General features: G+C 31.4%; 21 protein-coding genes. All 21 read right to left on the bottom strand.

The annotated features are described in order from the left end of the window. Window positions 1-249: 249 nt before the first annotated feature. Complete coding sequence (gene hisIE / locus CVOLT_RS00510; protein WP_039664959.1) at window positions 250-876, bottom strand: bifunctional phosphoribosyl-AMP cyclohydrolase/phosphoribosyl-ATP diphosphatase HisIE; 627 nt, start codon at window positions 874-876, stop codon at window positions 250-252. 9 nt (window positions 877-885) lie between these two features. Further along, complete coding sequence (hisF, locus tag CVOLT_RS00505) at window positions 886-1,653, bottom strand: imidazole glycerol phosphate synthase subunit HisF (protein WP_039664958.1); 768 nt, start codon at window positions 1,651-1,653, stop codon at window positions 886-888. Then, on the bottom strand, window positions 1,635-2,369 hold the full coding sequence (locus CVOLT_RS00500; protein WP_039664957.1) for a 1-(5-phosphoribosyl)-5-[(5-phosphoribosylamino)methylideneamino] imidazole-4-carboxamide isomerase: 735 nt from the start codon (window positions 2,367-2,369) through the stop codon (window positions 1,635-1,637). The genes hisF and CVOLT_RS00500 overlap by 19 nt, the downstream gene beginning before the upstream one ends. 7 nt (window positions 2,370-2,376) lie before the next feature. After that, window positions 2,377-2,958 carry an imidazole glycerol phosphate synthase subunit HisH gene (gene hisH, locus CVOLT_RS00495; RefSeq protein WP_039664956.1) on the bottom strand — a complete coding sequence of 194 codons (582 nt, stop codon included), beginning with the start codon at window positions 2,956-2,958 and terminating at the stop codon, window positions 2,377-2,379. Window positions 2,959-2,969: 11 nt separating this feature from the next. Then, a complete protein-coding gene (locus CVOLT_RS00490; protein WP_039664955.1) occupies window positions 2,970-3,800 on the bottom strand; it encodes a DNA-methyltransferase in 831 nt (276 codons plus the stop codon). Beyond that, entirely contained in the window at window positions 3,797-4,351 is a 555-nt protein-coding gene (locus CVOLT_RS00485; protein WP_052243138.1) for a hypothetical protein, read from the bottom strand. The genes CVOLT_RS00490 and CVOLT_RS00485 overlap by 4 nt, the downstream gene beginning before the upstream one ends. Next, window positions 4,348-5,415 carry a bifunctional histidinol-phosphatase/imidazoleglycerol-phosphate dehydratase HisB gene (hisB, locus tag CVOLT_RS00480; protein ID WP_039664954.1) on the bottom strand — a complete coding sequence of 356 codons (1,068 nt, stop codon included), beginning with the start codon at window positions 5,413-5,415 and terminating at the stop codon, window positions 4,348-4,350. Before hisB ends, CVOLT_RS00485 begins: the two co-directional genes overlap by 4 nt. Beyond that, a complete protein-coding gene (locus CVOLT_RS00475; RefSeq protein ID WP_039664953.1) occupies window positions 5,412-6,692 on the bottom strand; it encodes a histidinal dehydrogenase / histidinol dehydrogenase in 1,281 nt (426 codons plus the stop codon). The genes hisB and CVOLT_RS00475 overlap by 4 nt, the downstream gene beginning before the upstream one ends. 9 nt (window positions 6,693-6,701) lie before the next feature. After that, complete coding sequence (gene hisG / locus CVOLT_RS00470) at window positions 6,702-7,601, bottom strand: ATP phosphoribosyltransferase (protein ID WP_039664952.1); 900 nt, start codon at window positions 7,599-7,601, stop codon at window positions 6,702-6,704. Between the two features lie 209 nt (window positions 7,602-7,810). Continuing rightward, complete coding sequence (gene rplQ, locus CVOLT_RS00465; RefSeq protein ID WP_039664951.1) at window positions 7,811-8,164, bottom strand: 50S ribosomal protein L17; 354 nt, start codon at window positions 8,162-8,164, stop codon at window positions 7,811-7,813. 3 nt (window positions 8,165-8,167) lie between these two features. Next, window positions 8,168-9,181 carry a DNA-directed RNA polymerase subunit alpha gene (locus tag CVOLT_RS00460; protein WP_039664950.1) on the bottom strand — a complete coding sequence of 338 codons (1,014 nt, stop codon included), beginning with the start codon at window positions 9,179-9,181 and terminating at the stop codon, window positions 8,168-8,170. Window positions 9,182-9,195: 14 nt separating this feature from the next. Then, window positions 9,196-9,822: a 30S ribosomal protein S4 gene (gene rpsD, locus CVOLT_RS00455; protein WP_039664949.1), complete on the bottom strand. Its 627-nt coding sequence runs from the start codon at window positions 9,820-9,822 to the stop codon at window positions 9,196-9,198. A gap of 30 nt (window positions 9,823-9,852) precedes the next feature. Further along, window positions 9,853-10,245 carry a 30S ribosomal protein S11 gene (rpsK, locus tag CVOLT_RS00450; protein ID WP_039664948.1) on the bottom strand — a complete coding sequence of 131 codons (393 nt, stop codon included), beginning with the start codon at window positions 10,243-10,245 and terminating at the stop codon, window positions 9,853-9,855. A gap of 10 nt (window positions 10,246-10,255) precedes the next feature. Next, the gene (rpsM, locus tag CVOLT_RS00445) at window positions 10,256-10,621 is read right to left on the bottom strand and encodes a 30S ribosomal protein S13 (protein WP_012660843.1); all 366 of its coding nucleotides are present in this window, start codon (window positions 10,619-10,621) and stop codon (window positions 10,256-10,258) included. Between the two features lie 3 nt (window positions 10,622-10,624). Then, window positions 10,625-10,738, bottom strand: a complete 114-nt coding sequence (gene rpmJ, locus CVOLT_RS00440) for a 50S ribosomal protein L36 (protein ID WP_002781429.1) — start codon at window positions 10,736-10,738, stop codon at window positions 10,625-10,627. Window positions 10,739-10,909: 171 nt separating this feature from the next. Further along, window positions 10,910-11,128, bottom strand: coding sequence for a translation initiation factor IF-1 (infA, locus tag CVOLT_RS00435; RefSeq protein WP_044598130.1), 219 nt, complete (start codon window positions 11,126-11,128; stop codon window positions 10,910-10,912). A gap of 114 nt (window positions 11,129-11,242) precedes the next feature. Continuing rightward, entirely contained in the window at window positions 11,243-11,998 is a 756-nt protein-coding gene (gene map / locus CVOLT_RS00430) for a type I methionyl aminopeptidase (protein WP_039664946.1), read from the bottom strand. 79 nt (window positions 11,999-12,077) lie between these two features. Continuing rightward, window positions 12,078-13,445 (bottom strand): L-serine ammonia-lyase, encoded by a 1,368-nt coding sequence (locus tag CVOLT_RS00425; protein ID WP_039664945.1) that lies wholly within the window; start codon window positions 13,443-13,445, stop codon window positions 12,078-12,080. A gap of 8 nt (window positions 13,446-13,453) precedes the next feature. Beyond that, complete coding sequence (locus CVOLT_RS00420) at window positions 13,454-14,737, bottom strand: L-serine transporter (protein WP_039666211.1); 1,284 nt, start codon at window positions 14,735-14,737, stop codon at window positions 13,454-13,456. Between the two features lie 200 nt (window positions 14,738-14,937). Continuing rightward, window positions 14,938-15,495 (bottom strand): ribonuclease HII, encoded by a 558-nt coding sequence (gene rnhB / locus CVOLT_RS00415; protein WP_039664944.1) that lies wholly within the window; start codon window positions 15,493-15,495, stop codon window positions 14,938-14,940. Then, complete coding sequence (locus tag CVOLT_RS00410) at window positions 15,495-15,968, bottom strand: DNA-deoxyinosine glycosylase (RefSeq protein ID WP_039664943.1); 474 nt, start codon at window positions 15,966-15,968, stop codon at window positions 15,495-15,497. The genes rnhB and CVOLT_RS00410 overlap by 1 nt, the downstream gene beginning before the upstream one ends. Window positions 15,969-15,985 lie beyond the last annotated feature (17 nt).

Below are 15,985 nucleotides of genomic sequence, written 5' to 3'. Positions count from 1 at the left end.
AGCAAAAGCCATAAAATATTGGATAATTTGGCCTATCATATTTTGAGTAAAAAAATAAGCATTAATCAACAAAACTATAATACCTACAATATGAATTATTCTCATACGAAAATACAATGAACGAAACATACTAAAATCCTTTTTATTTTTGTAGATTTTTAATATAAATCGTTATTGAATTTTCTTGATTTGTGTTAATAAAACTAAATTAGTCTTATTTAAAAAAGAGTATGTGACATTTAGTAACAATTATTTAGTATTTCTTTCTTTTAATTTTGCTATGACATCATTTAAACTCAAATTTGCATCGGCTAATAAAACATCTAAATGATAAAGCAAGTCAGCTGCTTCGCAGATTAACTCATCTTTGTCTTTTGCTGTGGCTGCTAAGGCTGTTTCTACGCCTTCTTCGCCTACCTTTTGTGCGATGCGTTTGGTGCCTTTTGCAAAAAGTTCAGCCGTATAAGAAGAATTTGGAGTGGCATTTTTCCTTGAGTAGATGAGTTTTTCAAGGCGTGATAAAAATACAAAATCAGCCTTTTTAGAAATTTGCTCAAAACAAGAGACATCACCACTATGGCAAGTAGCTCCGCTTGGTTTAACCAAAACTAAAATACAATCTTTATCACAATCAAGCCCTAAATCTATGATATTTAAAAAATTCCCGCTTTCTTCACCTTTCATCCATAAACGCTCTTTTGTGCGGGAGTAAAATACGACTTTTTGGTGCTTGAAACTTTCTCTTAAGGCTTGTTCATTCATAAAGCCTTGCATCAAAACTTCACACGAGTGAAAATCTTGCACTATGACAGGGACTAAATTTGCTACTTTGTTCCAATTAATGCTTTTTATAAATTCTTCTTGATTGATATCCATTATTTGTCCTTAAATGCGTATTGTGATGCCTTGATCTTTTAAAAAAAGTTTTAATTCTTTTATATCTATAAGCTTTTTATGAAAAATCGAAGCAGCTAAAGCTCCATCTACTCCGAGCTTAAAAGCGTCTAAAAAATGTTCTTTAGCACCTGCTCCGCCACTTGCTACCAAAGGTACAGGGCAGATTGATCTAGCTTTAGCAAGTTGATCTAAATCATAGCCTTTTTTCATACCATCTTGATTCATCATATTTAGCACGATTTCACCTGCTCCAAGCTCACAAACTTGCTTGATCCATTCTAGTGTTTTTTTACCACTATGATGAGATTTACTCTCATCGCCTGTGTATTTATAGACTAAAAGTTCGCCATTTTCATCTTTAAACGAGTCTATACCTACAACAACACACTGCACGCCAAAATTTTTAGCAAGATGAGCAATCAAATTTGGATCATTTAACGCAGGAGAATTGATAGAAATTTTATCAGCTCCATTTGCTAAAAGCTCTTTTGCGTCATCTTCGCTTTTTATACCACCTGCTACGCAAAATGGTATGGAGATATTTTGTGCGACCTTGCTTACCCAAGCCCTATCTACACGCTCATTTTTAGCTGAAGCCCCTATGTCGTAAAATACAAGCTCATCAATGCCATTTTGTGAGTAAAATTTAGCAAGCTCTATGATATCGCCCATATCTTGGTGGTTTTTAAACTGCACCCCTTTTACAACTCTACCATCTTTGACATCTAAACAAGCTATTATGCGTTTTGCAAGCATTTTTGAGCCTCCTTAATGCTAAATTTTCCATCAAGCAAGGCTTTACCTGTGATGATACCGCTTACTATACCTTTTAAATCGATAAAATCTTGCAAACTTGCCACGCCACCACTTGCTTGGACTTGCAAATTTGGAAATTTTTCATGCAAAGCTTTGTATAAAGCTATATTTGCTCCACTCATCGTGCCATCTTTGGAAATATCGGTGCATAAAATATGCGTGATGTTTTGATAAAAATTTAAAACATCAAACAAAGTTTCGTTACTAGTTTTGCTCCACGCATCAGTAGCTACAAAAAATTCATCATTTATACAAATGCTATCTAAAGCCAAAACTAGCTTTTGCGTGCCAAATTCTTGCAAAAATGTTTCGGTGAGCTTTTTATCTTTAATAGCTAAAGAGCCTATAACCACGCGTTTAACTCCTCTATCAAGCAAAGCTTTAACCTCATCTTTAGTGCGTATGCCTCCGCCTACTTGCAAATTTACTTTGACATTTAAGGCTAATTTTTCTATGAGTTGTAATTGCCTTTTGCTAGGATCTTTTGCACCATCTAAATCCACCAAATGAAGCCACGATATGCCTTGTGCTTCATACTCTTGGAATTTAGTCAAAGGATCATAATCATACTCTTGTTTTTTAGTATAATCGCCTTTATAAAGTCTTACTACTTTGCCATTTATTAAATCTAATGCTGGAATGATTTGAGTTTGCATTTTAACCTTACATTGATATGAAATTTTTTAATAACACTTCACCCGCTTCGCCACTTCTTTCTGGGTGAAACTGCACACCATAAAAATTTGCCCTATTTACACTTGCACTAAATTTAGTAGAATACTCGCATTCAGCTATGGTATAAGCATTTAGCGGTATATGATAACTATGCACAAAATAAAAATAAGCCCCGTTTAAACCTTTAAAAAGCTCGTGCGTGCTTGATACTTGATTCCACCCCATATGCGGGAAAGTAAAATCAGCTTTTTGTTTAAATTTCATAGTTTCAAAGTCGATGATTTTTAGAGTTTCTTGTTCTAATTCTTGTGAAAAATTTCCTAAAATTTGCATACCAAGACAAATTCCTAAAAGTGGCTTGGTAGTAGTTTGAAGAAAATTTTCCAAATTTAATGCTTGTAAATTTTCCATCGCCTTAGCTGCGGTACCAACCCCTGGTAGTAAAAGCTTATCTGCTTGTGAGAGTTCTTTTAAATCATGCGTGATGATACTTTTTTGCCCTAAACGATCAAGAGCAAATTTCAAAGAAGCTAAATTCGCACAACCTGTATCTATAATGGCTAAATTCATATCATTCCTTGTTAAAACAAATTTGCTTTCTTTAAAAATTTCAAATCTTTAATTTTGTTTTGTATTAAAGTAAAATTTTTATCTAATTCTATTTTACGATCTATAGAAATTTTAATAAATTCATCTTCTTTTTCAAAACCTATAAATTTTCTATTTAATAAATTTGCTGCTATCCCTGTAGTTGAACTGCCGCTAAAAGGATCACAAATTAATGAGTTATTATCGCTTGCCATCAAAAGCAATCTAACTAATAAAGATAAAGGTTTTTGTGTAGGATGTTTGCCATTAACTTTTTCCCATGGAGCTATAGCGCTAAATTGCCAAACATCTCGCATTTGCTTATTTTCATTTAATTTTTTCATCAAATCATAATTAAAAATATGTTTATGTTTATGACTTTTTCTAGCCCAAATAATTTGTTCTGTAGAATGTGTTAAATATCTACAAGAAAAATTTGGTGGTGGATTAGTCTTTTGCCAAGTAATGATATTTAAAATTTTAAAATCAAGTTTTTGCAAAATCCTACCAAGAGAAAAAATATTATGATATGTTCCACTAATTAAAATACTTCCTGTATCTTTTAAAGCTATTTTTGCATTTAAAAGCCACTTTAGATTAAATTCATCTATCGTAGTAATATCATCGCCTTTATCCCATTGCCCTTTATTAACACTTACTATTTTACCACTTTGTATACTTAAGCCATCATTAGATAAAAAATAAGGAGGATCTGCAAAAATCAAATCCAGTTGATTTTCAAATTGAGGTAATAATTTATTGCAATCATTTTGATAAAGCTCAAAAAGTCGATCTTGGCTTGAAAAAATAGGTTTTATTGTCATACTAAGCCACACTCACAAAGGGCTTCAAAAAATTTTCTTCTTCCCGAATAATTCCAATATGTAATATCTTGTTCTATAAATAACCATTTAATACAATATAATAATATAGAAATTGGATATTCTTTATTATCAAAATTAATAAACTTTGGGAAATTTTGTGTATTTTGATTCAAAATTACATTTTCACAATTATAAATTTGTATTATAATATTTCTTATCTCAAAATAATTTTCTTCATACATACTCTTATATTTTATCAATAAAGATAAAATATCATTATGCGATGGAGCCGAATGGCGTCTTGTATTATTTTCATTAAAGTAAAAATTTTCTACATTTATAATAAAATCAAATCCTTTATTTAACGGAGCAGGGCGTTTTAATACAATATTATAACCATCAGCGTTTTCTACAATATAACAATATCTACTTACCTGTTCTTGATTTCCATTTCCTGGTAATTCTCTTAAAAACACTTCAACCAACTCTCTTCTAATTGCATCTCTTGTTGTAGAGTATAAATTTAACTGTACTATATTTGTATTTATCATATCATTCCTTTAGAACTTGCTAGGTTTTCATTTTCTATTTTAATAGCCATTTTTAAAGCTCTTGCAAAGGCTTTAAAAAGTCCTTCGGCTTTGTGATGATCGTTTTTTCCTTTTGCTTTTAAATGCAAACTAGCCCCCATAGCATAGCTTAAAGAATAAAAAAAGTGCTCTATCATCTCTGTGCTAAGTTCTCCAAGCTTTTCTTTTTTAAATTTAGCTTTATAAACTAAATGTGGTCTATTACAAAAATCGATCGCACATCTTGCTAAAGTCTCATCCATAGGCAAAACAAAACCATATCTTGATATGCCTATTTTTTGATCTAATGCATTTTTTATAGCCTCACCCAAAGCAAGTGCTACATCTTCTACACTATGGTGCTCATCTACTTCTAAATCACCTTTGCATTCAATGCTTAAAGAAATATTTGCATGAGTAGCAATTTGCTCTAACATATGATCAAAAAAAGCTATACCTGTATTGATACTAGCTTTTGGAGTGTCATTAAAAGCTAAATTTAGTTTAATTTGCGTTTCTTTGGTGTTTCTAATCACACTAGCATTTCTAAAATGCTTTAAAATATACTCACAAATTTGCTCCCAATTAAAATTAGTTTTATCGTATTTTAAACCTTTGATTTGAAGATTTTGCGCTAAGAGCATATCGCTATCTCTATCGCCTATGACAAAGCTTTTGTCTTTGTCAAAAAGCTCATTTTTTATATAATTTTCAAGCATAGCCGTCTTTGGTTTTCTACACGCACAATTTTCATGCTCAAAATGCGGACATATAAAAATATCTTCAAATTCTATACCACAACTTTTAAAAACACTTAGCATTTTCTCATGAGCTTTATCAAAGTCTTCTTTAGGAAAAGAATTTGTGCCTAGGCCATCTTGATTGCTCACCATGACAAATTTAAAACCATAATTTTTTAATTTTAAAAGTGCATTTATAGCACCTTTTTCAAATTCAAGCTTTTCTAAAGAATCAATTTGAAAATCATTTTTAGGCTCATCAATCAAAGTACCATCTCTATCTATAAATAAAATTTTTGCACTCATTTTAAGCTTTCTAATCTTATACTCACAGCATTTTTATGCGCATCAAGCCCTTCAGCATTAGCTAAAATTTCTACTATAGGAGCTAGTTTTTTAAAGCCTTCTTTGCTAAGCTCTTGCACGCTCATTCTTTTCATAAAATCAGCAAGTCCCAAAGAAGAATAAGCCCTAGTTAGACCATAAGTAGGCAAAACATGATTAGTTCCACTTGCGTAATCGCCCATAGATTCAGGAGAATACTCACCTAAAAAGATAGAACCTGCGTGCAAAATTTGATCTAAAAGCTCATTTGGATTTTGAGTATGGATGATTAAATGCTCGGGTGCATATTCATTAGAAATACTTATAGCGTGTTCTAAATTTTTTGCGATGATAATTTTTGAATTTTCTATAGCCTTGCTTGCAATTTCTTTTCTTGAAAGATTTTGAAGTTGTAAGGAGACTTCTTTGCTTACATTGTTAGCTAAATTTTCATCAATACATACTAAAATCGCTTGAGAATCTGCTCCATGTTCGGCTTGAGAAAGCAAATCAGAAGCGATAAATTTAGCATTTGCTTTATCATCAGCTAAAACCAAAACTTCTGAAGGACCTGCTTGCATATCTATAGCTACACTATCGTTATTTACTTGCTTTTTAGCTTCGGTTACAAAGGCATTTCCTGGACCAAAAATTTTATCTACTTTTTCAACACTTTGTGTTCCATAAGCTAATGCTGCTATGGCTCCTGCCCCACCCATTTGATACACTTCATTAATGCCACAAAGCTTTGCTACAAAAGCTATGGCTGGGTGCAATGGAGCTGGAGATGCTAAGGCTATGTGTTTGCACTGAGCTATCTTTGCTGGAATAGCAAGCATTAAAGCAGTAGAAAATAAAGGCGCTAAACCACCTGGTATATAAAGGCCTACTTTTTCTATGGATCTTGTGATGATTTTACAAGTTACTCCATCAAAGGTTTGCACTTTTATGCTTTGAGTTTCTTGAGCTTTGTGAAATTTATAAATATTTTTATAAGCTATTTTTATCGCTTCTTGTAATTCATCATCAACTTTTAATGCTAAATCATCTATTTGTTCTTGGCTTAATTTTATAGAATCTAGCTTTACTTTATCAAATTTTAAAGCCATTTCTTTAAGCGCTTCATCGCCTTTTTCTTTGACTTCTTTGATGATGTTTTCTACTATAGTTTTAACTTGAGGATTAACGCCTATAGCTGGGCGTTTTAGAGCTTGTTCTTGTTGGGTTTTGTTTAAATTTTCAAATTTTAATATCTGCATAGCTTTTCCTTATGAGAGCATTTTTTCAATTGGCAACACTAAAATCGCTGTCGCACCTTCGCTTTTTAAAGCTTCCATAGTTTCCCAAAAAAGATTTTCTTGACTTACCATATGCAAAGCTACTTTTGATTTATCATTTTCTAAAGGTAAAATGGTAGGTTTTTCTACACCTGGTAATAAGGCTGTGATTTTTTCAAGTTTTTCAATAGGTGCATGAAGCATAATATATTTTGATTCTCTAGCTTGCATGACACCATTTATTCTAACTAATAATTTATCTACAAGTTCTTGTTTATGTGAATTTAGTGCTTCATATTTTTGGATAATACAAGCTTTTGATCGATAAATCACCATAGCTTCTTTTAAACCATTTGCCTTTAAAGTCGCTCCACTAGAAACTAAATCACAAATTCCATCTGCTAAATTTGCACTAGGAGCAACTTCTACTGAGCCTGTTAGCATACAAGTTTTATATGGAATGTTATTTTCTTGCATAAAACGCTTTAAAAGTTGAGGATATGAAGTGGCTATGCGTAAATTTTTAAAACTTTCTATACCTTTATATTCTACATTTTCTGGTAAAGCCAAAGACAAACGACAAGTTCCAAAATCAAGCTTTTTGAGCATTTTATAATTTGAAATTTCATTTTTTGATTTTCTTTCTAATTCATTTTCTTCTAATACATTTTCACCCACAATACCAAGATCAACCACTCCATCAAAAATAAGCCCTGGTATGTCATCATCTCTTACCCTTAAAATATCTATAGGTAAATTAGTGCAAAAAGCTATAAGGCTTTGTTCGTGCATATACATTTTAATCCCGCATTTGTTTAAAAGCTCTATGGACTCTTTAGAAAGCCTACCTGATTTTTGTATAGCTATACGCAAACGAGAATTTTCTTGCATATTTTAATCCTTAATTTATAAGATAAAATATATTAGCATAAGTAATTGATTTTTTAGCTACAAATCATCTTTTTTCAAACAATCTTAAAATTTTGCTAATTTGTTTTTAAAATGAAAAATCTATATTTTCGTAAATAAAGTAGATAAATCAAAAAAATTGTAAAAATGAGTAGATAAAGTAGGAAAATCCTAGCAAAAGCTAGGATTAATTAGGCCACAAATTCGATAAATGCCATTTCAGCAGCATCGCCACGGCGAATTCTAGTTTTAATGATTCTAGTATATCCACCATTTCTATCTGTATATTTTGGTGCTATTTCTGTAACAAGTTTATTTGTAGCTTCTTTATCTTGCAAACTTGCAAAAACAGCTCTATGAGCGTTAAAATCACCCTTTCTTGCACGAGTGATTAATCTTTCAACATACCCTCTTAATTCTTTTGCTTTAGGTAGTGTTGTTTCTATTTTACCAGCTTTAATTATAGCAATGGTAAGATTTTTTAATAAGGCAGCACGATGAGAAGATGTGCGTCCTAATTTTCTATATCCATGTCTATGTCTCATTGATTATCCTTCGTTTTGCGCTTTTAATTCTGTAATTTTTTTTGTCAGCGTTTCTTTTGCACTATCACTGAGTTTTGAACCTCCTATAGGAAAACCTATAGATTCCATAACGCTTTTAATCTCATCAAGAGATTTTTTTCCTAAATTTTTTAAATCCGCAAGTTCGCCTGCACTCATTAAAGCAAGCTCGCCTATATAAACAACATTAGCTTTTTCTAAGCAATTATAGCTTCTAGCGCTTAAATTTAAATCAGTAATATTTTGTAATAATTTTACATGCTCTACTTCATTAGCTGAAGTTTGGCTTGCTACTACACATTTTGCACTAGCAATTTTGTCAAATACTGATAATTGTTTATACATAGCTTCTAAAGCATTTTTAAACGCATCACTTGGTGAAATTTGTCCATCAGTTGTGATTGTAAAAACTACTTTTTCATAATCTGGGTTATCTTCAAAAAGCACTTTTTCTATGTCATATACTGCATGTTTTACAGGTGTAAAAAATGCATCAAGTGCTATAAATTCAGGATCTAAGAAATTTTGAACTTCTTCAGATGGAACATAACCTATACCTTTTTCTATTATCAGTGTAAATTCTAAATCTGCATCTTCATTAATCGTAGCAAGATAACTATCTGAATTCACAACCTCAACAACATCATTATCTAAGTCTTTTCCGCAAATTTCTTTAGGGCCTTTAAAACTAAAAGTAACAATCTCTTTTTCAGAATCTGTTTTTAATCTAAATCTTAATTTTTTCAGATTGATAATAAACAGCGCTACATCTTCAAGCATTCCACGCATACTATCAAATTCATGCGATACGCCTTTGATTTTTACTCCAGTTGGTGCATAACCAACCGTGCTAGAGTAAAGCAAACGGCGTAAAGGATGCGCTAAAGTAATCGCATAGCCGATCTCAAAAGGCCATGCACTAACTTTTGCTATTGTATCGCTGATATTTTCAATACTAAACTCTGTTGGTGTATAAGCAGAAGTTGTAATATGTCTCATATCAAATACCTTTATTATTTAGAATACAACTCAACGATAAATCTTTCCTCAACTGGAATGATCACTTCTTCTCTCTCAGGTTTTCTTGTAAAAATTCCAAATCTTTTGTCTTTTTCTACATCAACCCAAGCAACTATACCAGTTTGAGCTGTAAGCTCAATAGCTCTTGAAATTTGAGGATTGTTTTTGCTTTTTTCGATAACTTCTATTTTCTGACCTGCTTCAACTCTATAGCTTGGTATATCTACTCTTTTGCCATTTACTAAAATGTGTCCATGAGTTACAAGCTGTCTTGCAAAACGACGAGTTGTTGCAAAACCCATTCTATAAACAACATTATCAAGTCTTTGCTCTAAAAGTTGGATCAAAAGCGCACCTGTGTTTCCATCTTTTCTTGCAGCTTCAGCAAATAATCTTCTAAATTGCTTTTCGCTAACTCCATACATAAATTTAGCTTTTTGTTTTTCTCTTAATTGAAGTCCATATTCGCTAATTTTTGCTTTTCTTTGTCCGTGCTGACCTGGTGCATAAGGGCGTTTGTCTAAAGCACTTTTACCTGCTAATCTTCTTTCGCCCTTCATTGCTAAACTTACGCCAAGTCGTCTTTCTAATTTTTCAACTGGTCCTCTATATCTTGCCATAATAATTCTCCTAAATCTTATATCTTATTCTTAGACACGACGACGTTTTGGTGGTCTACAACCATTATGAGCTAATGGAGTTATATCTTTTAAGAAAGCTACTTTTATACCTTCCATAGCACCTACACTTTTTACCGCTGTCTCACGACCACTTCCTGGTCCTTGAACTTTGATACCTACTTCTTTGATACCATGTTCTTTTGCTTTATTTAAAGCATCTTCTACTGCTTGTTGTGCTGCATAAGGAGTTGATTTTTTAGAACCTTTAAAGCCTAAACCACCTGCACTACTCCAAGCAATAGCATTTCCCATTTCATCTGTAACTGTTACCATAGTGTTATTAAAAGTTGCATTAATATAAACTATACCTTTTGCAATATTTTTTTTAACTACTTTTTTCTTTACTACTTTTCTTTTTGCCATTTCTTAGTCCTTATGATTTTGCACCAACAGTTTTTCTCTTACCTTTTCTAGTTCTTGCATTAGTTTTGGTTTTTTGACCGCGAACTGGTAAGCCTTTTCTATGTCTTAATCCTCTAAAACTTCCTAAATCCATCAATGCTTTTATATCCATAGCAACTTGTTTTCTAAGATCACCTTCAACCATGTAATTTTCTTGAATTTCTTTACGGATAGCTGCTGCTTCATCTTCACTTAGCTCATGAACTCTTTTGTCATAAGAAATTCCTGTTTTATCTAAGATTTTTCTTGAAGTATGCAAACCTATACCATAAATATAAGTCAAGCCATATTCGATTCTTTTTTTCTTTGGTAAATCTACACCTGCGATACGAGCCATAAATTATCCTTGTCTTTGTTTATGTTTTGGATTTTCGCAAATAATGCGAACCACACCTTTACGGCGAACTACTTTGCACTTGTCGCACATCTTTTTAACAGATGGTCTAACTTTCATGCCTTACTCCTGTATTGTAAATTCCACTTTTTTACAACTGCACCAGGTTTTTTGACTAACCAACTATTTTCAAAATAAGTGGTGATTTTGAAAATACTTCTTCATACAGTTTGATTGCAATTTCTGCAAAAGTGCTAATTATATCTTAGCTTTGCTTTTAAATAACTTAGATTATTTATACCTAAAAGTTATACGACCCTTGTCAAGACTATAAGGGGTAAGCTCTACTTTAACTCTATCGCCAGGCATAATTCTTATATAATGCATACGCATTTTACCAGCAATATGACAAAGTATTACATGTTTATTATCTAGTTCAACTTTAAAAGTTGCATTTGGTAAAGCTTCAATCACATTACCATCAATTTCGATAACATCATCTTTTGCCAAGTTTTCTCCTTTCATCAAAAATTTAAGCTCGGTATTTTAGCATATTTATTCTTTTAATAATTTTACAAAAAATCATTCTAAAAGAATTTATAAGATTAAGATGATTTTGAGTTTTTACTTGGATAAAATATCTGCTTTTCCATTGATAATGGCAACACAATGTTCATAATGAGCAGCATTTAAGCCATCTTTGCTACCTGCTTCCCAATTTCCTTTTAAATGAACTGGAGTGCCGTCTTTTTGACATACCATAGGTTCTATACAAAAAACCATGCCATTTTTAATCTTTGGCCCACTTTTAGCACTTGCTCCATTTTCAAGATAATTTGGAATTTCAGGTTCTCCGTGAGGTTTTTTTCCTATACCATGGCCACAATAACCTTTCAAAGGCACAAATCCTCTTTTAGTTATAAATTCACCTAACTCATAAGAAAGCTCTTTAAAACGCATACCTTCTTTAATAATATCAATAGCATAATACAAAGCATCTTTAGCACAAGCTATCAAAGCCTCATCTTGCGTTGAAATTTTACCTATAGGTATAGTTCGTGCTGCATCTCCATAATATCCATCTATACAAGTACCTACATCAAGACCTAAAATATCACCTTCTTTTAAAATTCTCTCATCGCCAACGCCATGGATACAAGCTTGATTTAATGAAATACAAATTGCACCAGGAAAGCCATATAAACCTTTAAACGAAGGTTTTGCCCCGTGATCAAGTATAAATTCTTCAGCTTTTTGATCTATCAATTTTAAACTCATACCAGGCTGTATAATACTTTCTAAATAATCTAAGGTCCTCGCTACAAGTTCATTTGCTTTGCGTAATTTTTCAATTTCAAAAGGTTTTTTGATTTCTATCATAAATTAATCCTAAATTTTTTCGCAAATTTAACATTAATAGACTTAAAAGAAGTAAAACCAAGAAGTCTAAAAAGACTTCTTAGCAAACACTTGTAAGATTTGTAGCTAAACCACCTAGGGAAGTTTCTTTGTATTTTGAATTCATATCTTTGCCAGTTTCATACATGGTTTTAATAACCTCATCAAGGCTCACTTTTGGAGTGGATTTTCTACTCATTGCCATTCTTGCAGCTGAAATTGCTTTTATAGCGCCAAAAGCATTTCTTTCTATACAAGGAATTTGCACAAGACCACTTACAGGATCACAAGTTAAGCCCAAATGATGTTCCATAGCTATTTCAGCAGCATTACAAGCTATATTTGCGCTAAAACCCATAACAGTAGCCATAGCCCCAGCCGCCATAGAACTTGCACTACCAATTTCTGCTTGACAACCAGCTTCAGCTCCGCTTATACTTGCATTTTTTTTATAAAATGAGCCAATTAACATCGCACTTAATAAAAAATTCATAGCTTTTTCATCATTAAAACCCACTGTGTGATTTTTTAAATAAAGCATTACAGCAGGCACAACCGCACAAGCTCCATTAGTCGGAGCAGTTACGACTCTAGCTCCACTTGCATTTTCTTCTGCAATAGCAATGGCATATAAAGATATAAAATCAATAATCCCTAAAGGATCGCTAGTCATAGATAAACGCTCATTAAGCCCTTTAGCACGACGCTTTAAATGTAAATTTCCAGGAAGAAAATCTGAACTTGGATGAATACCATTATAATAAACTTCTTGCATAACTTCCCAAATTTCCAAACAATAAGCTCTTATTTCTTCTTTTGTATGAAATTGCAATTCATATTCATAAGAAAGTTTTGCTAGATCCCATGATCTTTCTTCACAAATTTTTAAAGCATCGCTTGCATTGTTAATATCAAGTTCTAATTTAGTGTGTTTTTGCTCACAAGCTCCATCTTTGTGTTTTTGAAGTTCAGCTTCACTCATAACAAAACCACCACCCACTGAATAATAAATTTCTTCAGCAATGATTTCTCCATTTTCATCATAAGCACTGACTTTTAAACCATTTTCATGCAAAGGTAAAAAATCTTTTTCAAAAATTAAATCTTTATCATAGTCAAAATTTAATTCTTTTTGAGAATTTAAAACTAAAATTTTTTCTTGCAAAACTTTGTTAAAAACTCTATCTTGCAAAGCAGCATTAAGCTCTTTGGCTTTTAAACCACTCAAACCCCATATGATAGCTTTATCACTTAAATGCCCCTTGCCTGTTAAAGACAAAGAGCCATAAAGTTTAATTTGAATTTTTACAATTTGTGAAATTTTATCTTTGATTTTTTCGCAAAACATATTACCTGCTAACATTGGTCCTAAAGTATGCGAAGATGAAGGACCAACACCTACTTTAAATATACTTAAATTACTACCCATTTACAACCTCAAAAAGTATAAATCACAGTGATGATAGTTAAAATTCCTGTGATAAACACAAAAGCATCTAAAGCTTTATTTTGAAATTTTTTCATTTTAGAAACAGTGTAAATAGCAATCATTGGCATTAAAAACAATATCGCTGCTATAATTGGCCCACCAAGACTTTCTATAAAACCTAAAATACTAGGATTTACATAAGCAGTAATTAACATAACAACATACATTATTAGTGTTGAATACGCTGCAATTTTCTTTAAGTCTGGATTTTCATTTCCTGCTAATTTACAACATTTTCTAACTATACCATAAGCTCCTTCTCTAGCGCCAAAATAGTGTCCAAAAAATGAACTTGAAATTGCTAAAAACGCCACTAAAGGACCACCATAAGAAATAAATGGATTGTCAAGTTTATTAGCAAAATAAGAAAGCACAGGTATGTTTTGAGCCCTTGCATCAGCTAATTCTGCTGGAGTTAAAGAAAGCACGCAAGAAACCACAAAAAACATTACAAATATTAAAAGCATAACTGAAGTTCTAAATAAAATTTGATTTGCTTTTTGGACTGAATTTTCTTTATACTCTCTTTTTACACTTAAAGAAAAAGTAGAAATAGCTGGAGAATGATTAAAAGAAAATACTAAAACCGGTAAAGTTAGCCATACTATAGTGATAAATTCTTTCATTCCTGGAATCGCACCAAAACTTTCAAAAGACCATTGCGGTATAAGATATAAAGAAAATAAAAATAAAATAGCGCATAAAGGATAAACAAGCCATTGACAAACTTTAGTGATTAATTCTTCACTAAAAAGCATAATAAGCATAAAAATACTTACTAAAACAAATGCAAGTATAGCCCTATATAACGGTAAAAGACTAACTATGGTTTTGCCATTTGCTTCAACATTAGTTTCATACATCATACGAATACTACTAGCTAAAGTACCATCTGGGTTTAATAATGGTAAAAATTGATGATAGATAAAACTTTCAAATGTATTTGTAATACCCACACAATATGCTAAACAAATTGGGAAAATAGCAAAAAAATAAAGCACTGAAATAAAAACACTCACTTTTCTACCAAAATATTCTTCAGCTGCGTGAGTGATATCTCTATCATGTCCATGTGCTTGACAAACAAAACGACTTAAAGCCCTATGACTTAAATAGACCATTGGAAAAATAATCAAAGTCATAACAACAACAGGCCAAAAACCTCCAATACCTGCCTTAATAGGTAAAAATAAAATTCCAGCTCCAACTGCTGTCCCAAAAAGAGAAAGCATCCAACGCTTGTCAAAAGAATTCCACTGAAGTTTATCCACAATTTCTCCTTTAAAAAATAAAAAGTTTTTAAAACATCAGCAATACTATATAGATAAAAAAATTAAAATTTCTTAAATTTTATGATTTTATGAAAAAATTTAGATTTTTTAATAATATTTTATTATAAATTGTTATTATTAAAAATATTTCATCAAATATTTCAGCTCAAATCAAACAAAGTTTTTTCAAATTTTTTCACTATAAAACTTTTTCTATGAATAGGAGTGTAATTATAAATTTTGATTTTTTCTAAATGAAAATTTGTTCCATATCCTTTATGTTTATCAAAGCCATACTCTGGATAAATTTGTGATAAAAATTTCATTTTTTGATCTCTACTAAATTTAGCCAAGATACTAGCAGCTGAAACAGCTTGAATTTTTGCATCAGCTTTGACCATGGTTTTAATCCCATCAACTCCATAATTTAAATTTCCATCATATAAAATTTCACTATCATTAAAATGCATTTTTATGATTTTAAGGCCTAATTGCAAACATTTACTAAGACCTAATTGATCAATTTGAAAAGGAGAAAATGCTAAGATCAAAAAATTTGAATTTTGTATGATTTTTTCATATAAAATAGCTCTTTTTTTCTCACTTAATTTTTTAGAATCTTTTAAATCAGCTATATCAACAAAAAGCTTACAAGCTCCCATATGCATATCTCCTGCTAAAGCTCCGCGTCCTGCTTCATCTACCCCAACTAAGTCCATTAATTTTCCTTGATAATGCTGTATTTTTGAACTAGATCTTCTAAAGAATAACTCATATTTGCAGGAGAGCTTGATGGAAGCTCAAAAAATTTAACATCAGGATAAAATTTCACAAAATATTTACTTGCAATTTTTCCCAAAACAAAAATTTTTTCTATCTTTGCTTTGTTTAAAATGACATTGATATCATTTGCTTTTGCATAAGAAATAGTTTTATCATCTGAATTTTTTATCTTGCAACTTGCTATAACATCCCAAAGTGCTATATGATGAGTTTTTAAAAATAATTTTTGATCATATATAGTTTGTAATTTACAATCAAACAAAAGCTCAAAAATCTTCCAAAAACGATTTTTACTATGTTGATAATAAAAATTTTCTTCTCTTGATTTTATAGAAGGAAAAGAACCTAAAATTAAAATTTTTGAATTTTCATCAAAAAAAGGTTCAAAAGGATGGGTTAGAAACTGCATATTTAGCCTTTGATAAA

It is taken from the genome of Campylobacter volucris (genome assembly GCF_008245045.1).
In the GTDB taxonomy this organism is placed as follows: domain Bacteria; phylum Campylobacterota; class Campylobacteria; order Campylobacterales; family Campylobacteraceae; genus Campylobacter_D; species Campylobacter_D volucris.
Note: the sequence above shows the minus strand (reverse complement) of the source record. Positions and strands in the feature narration are given on the sequence as shown.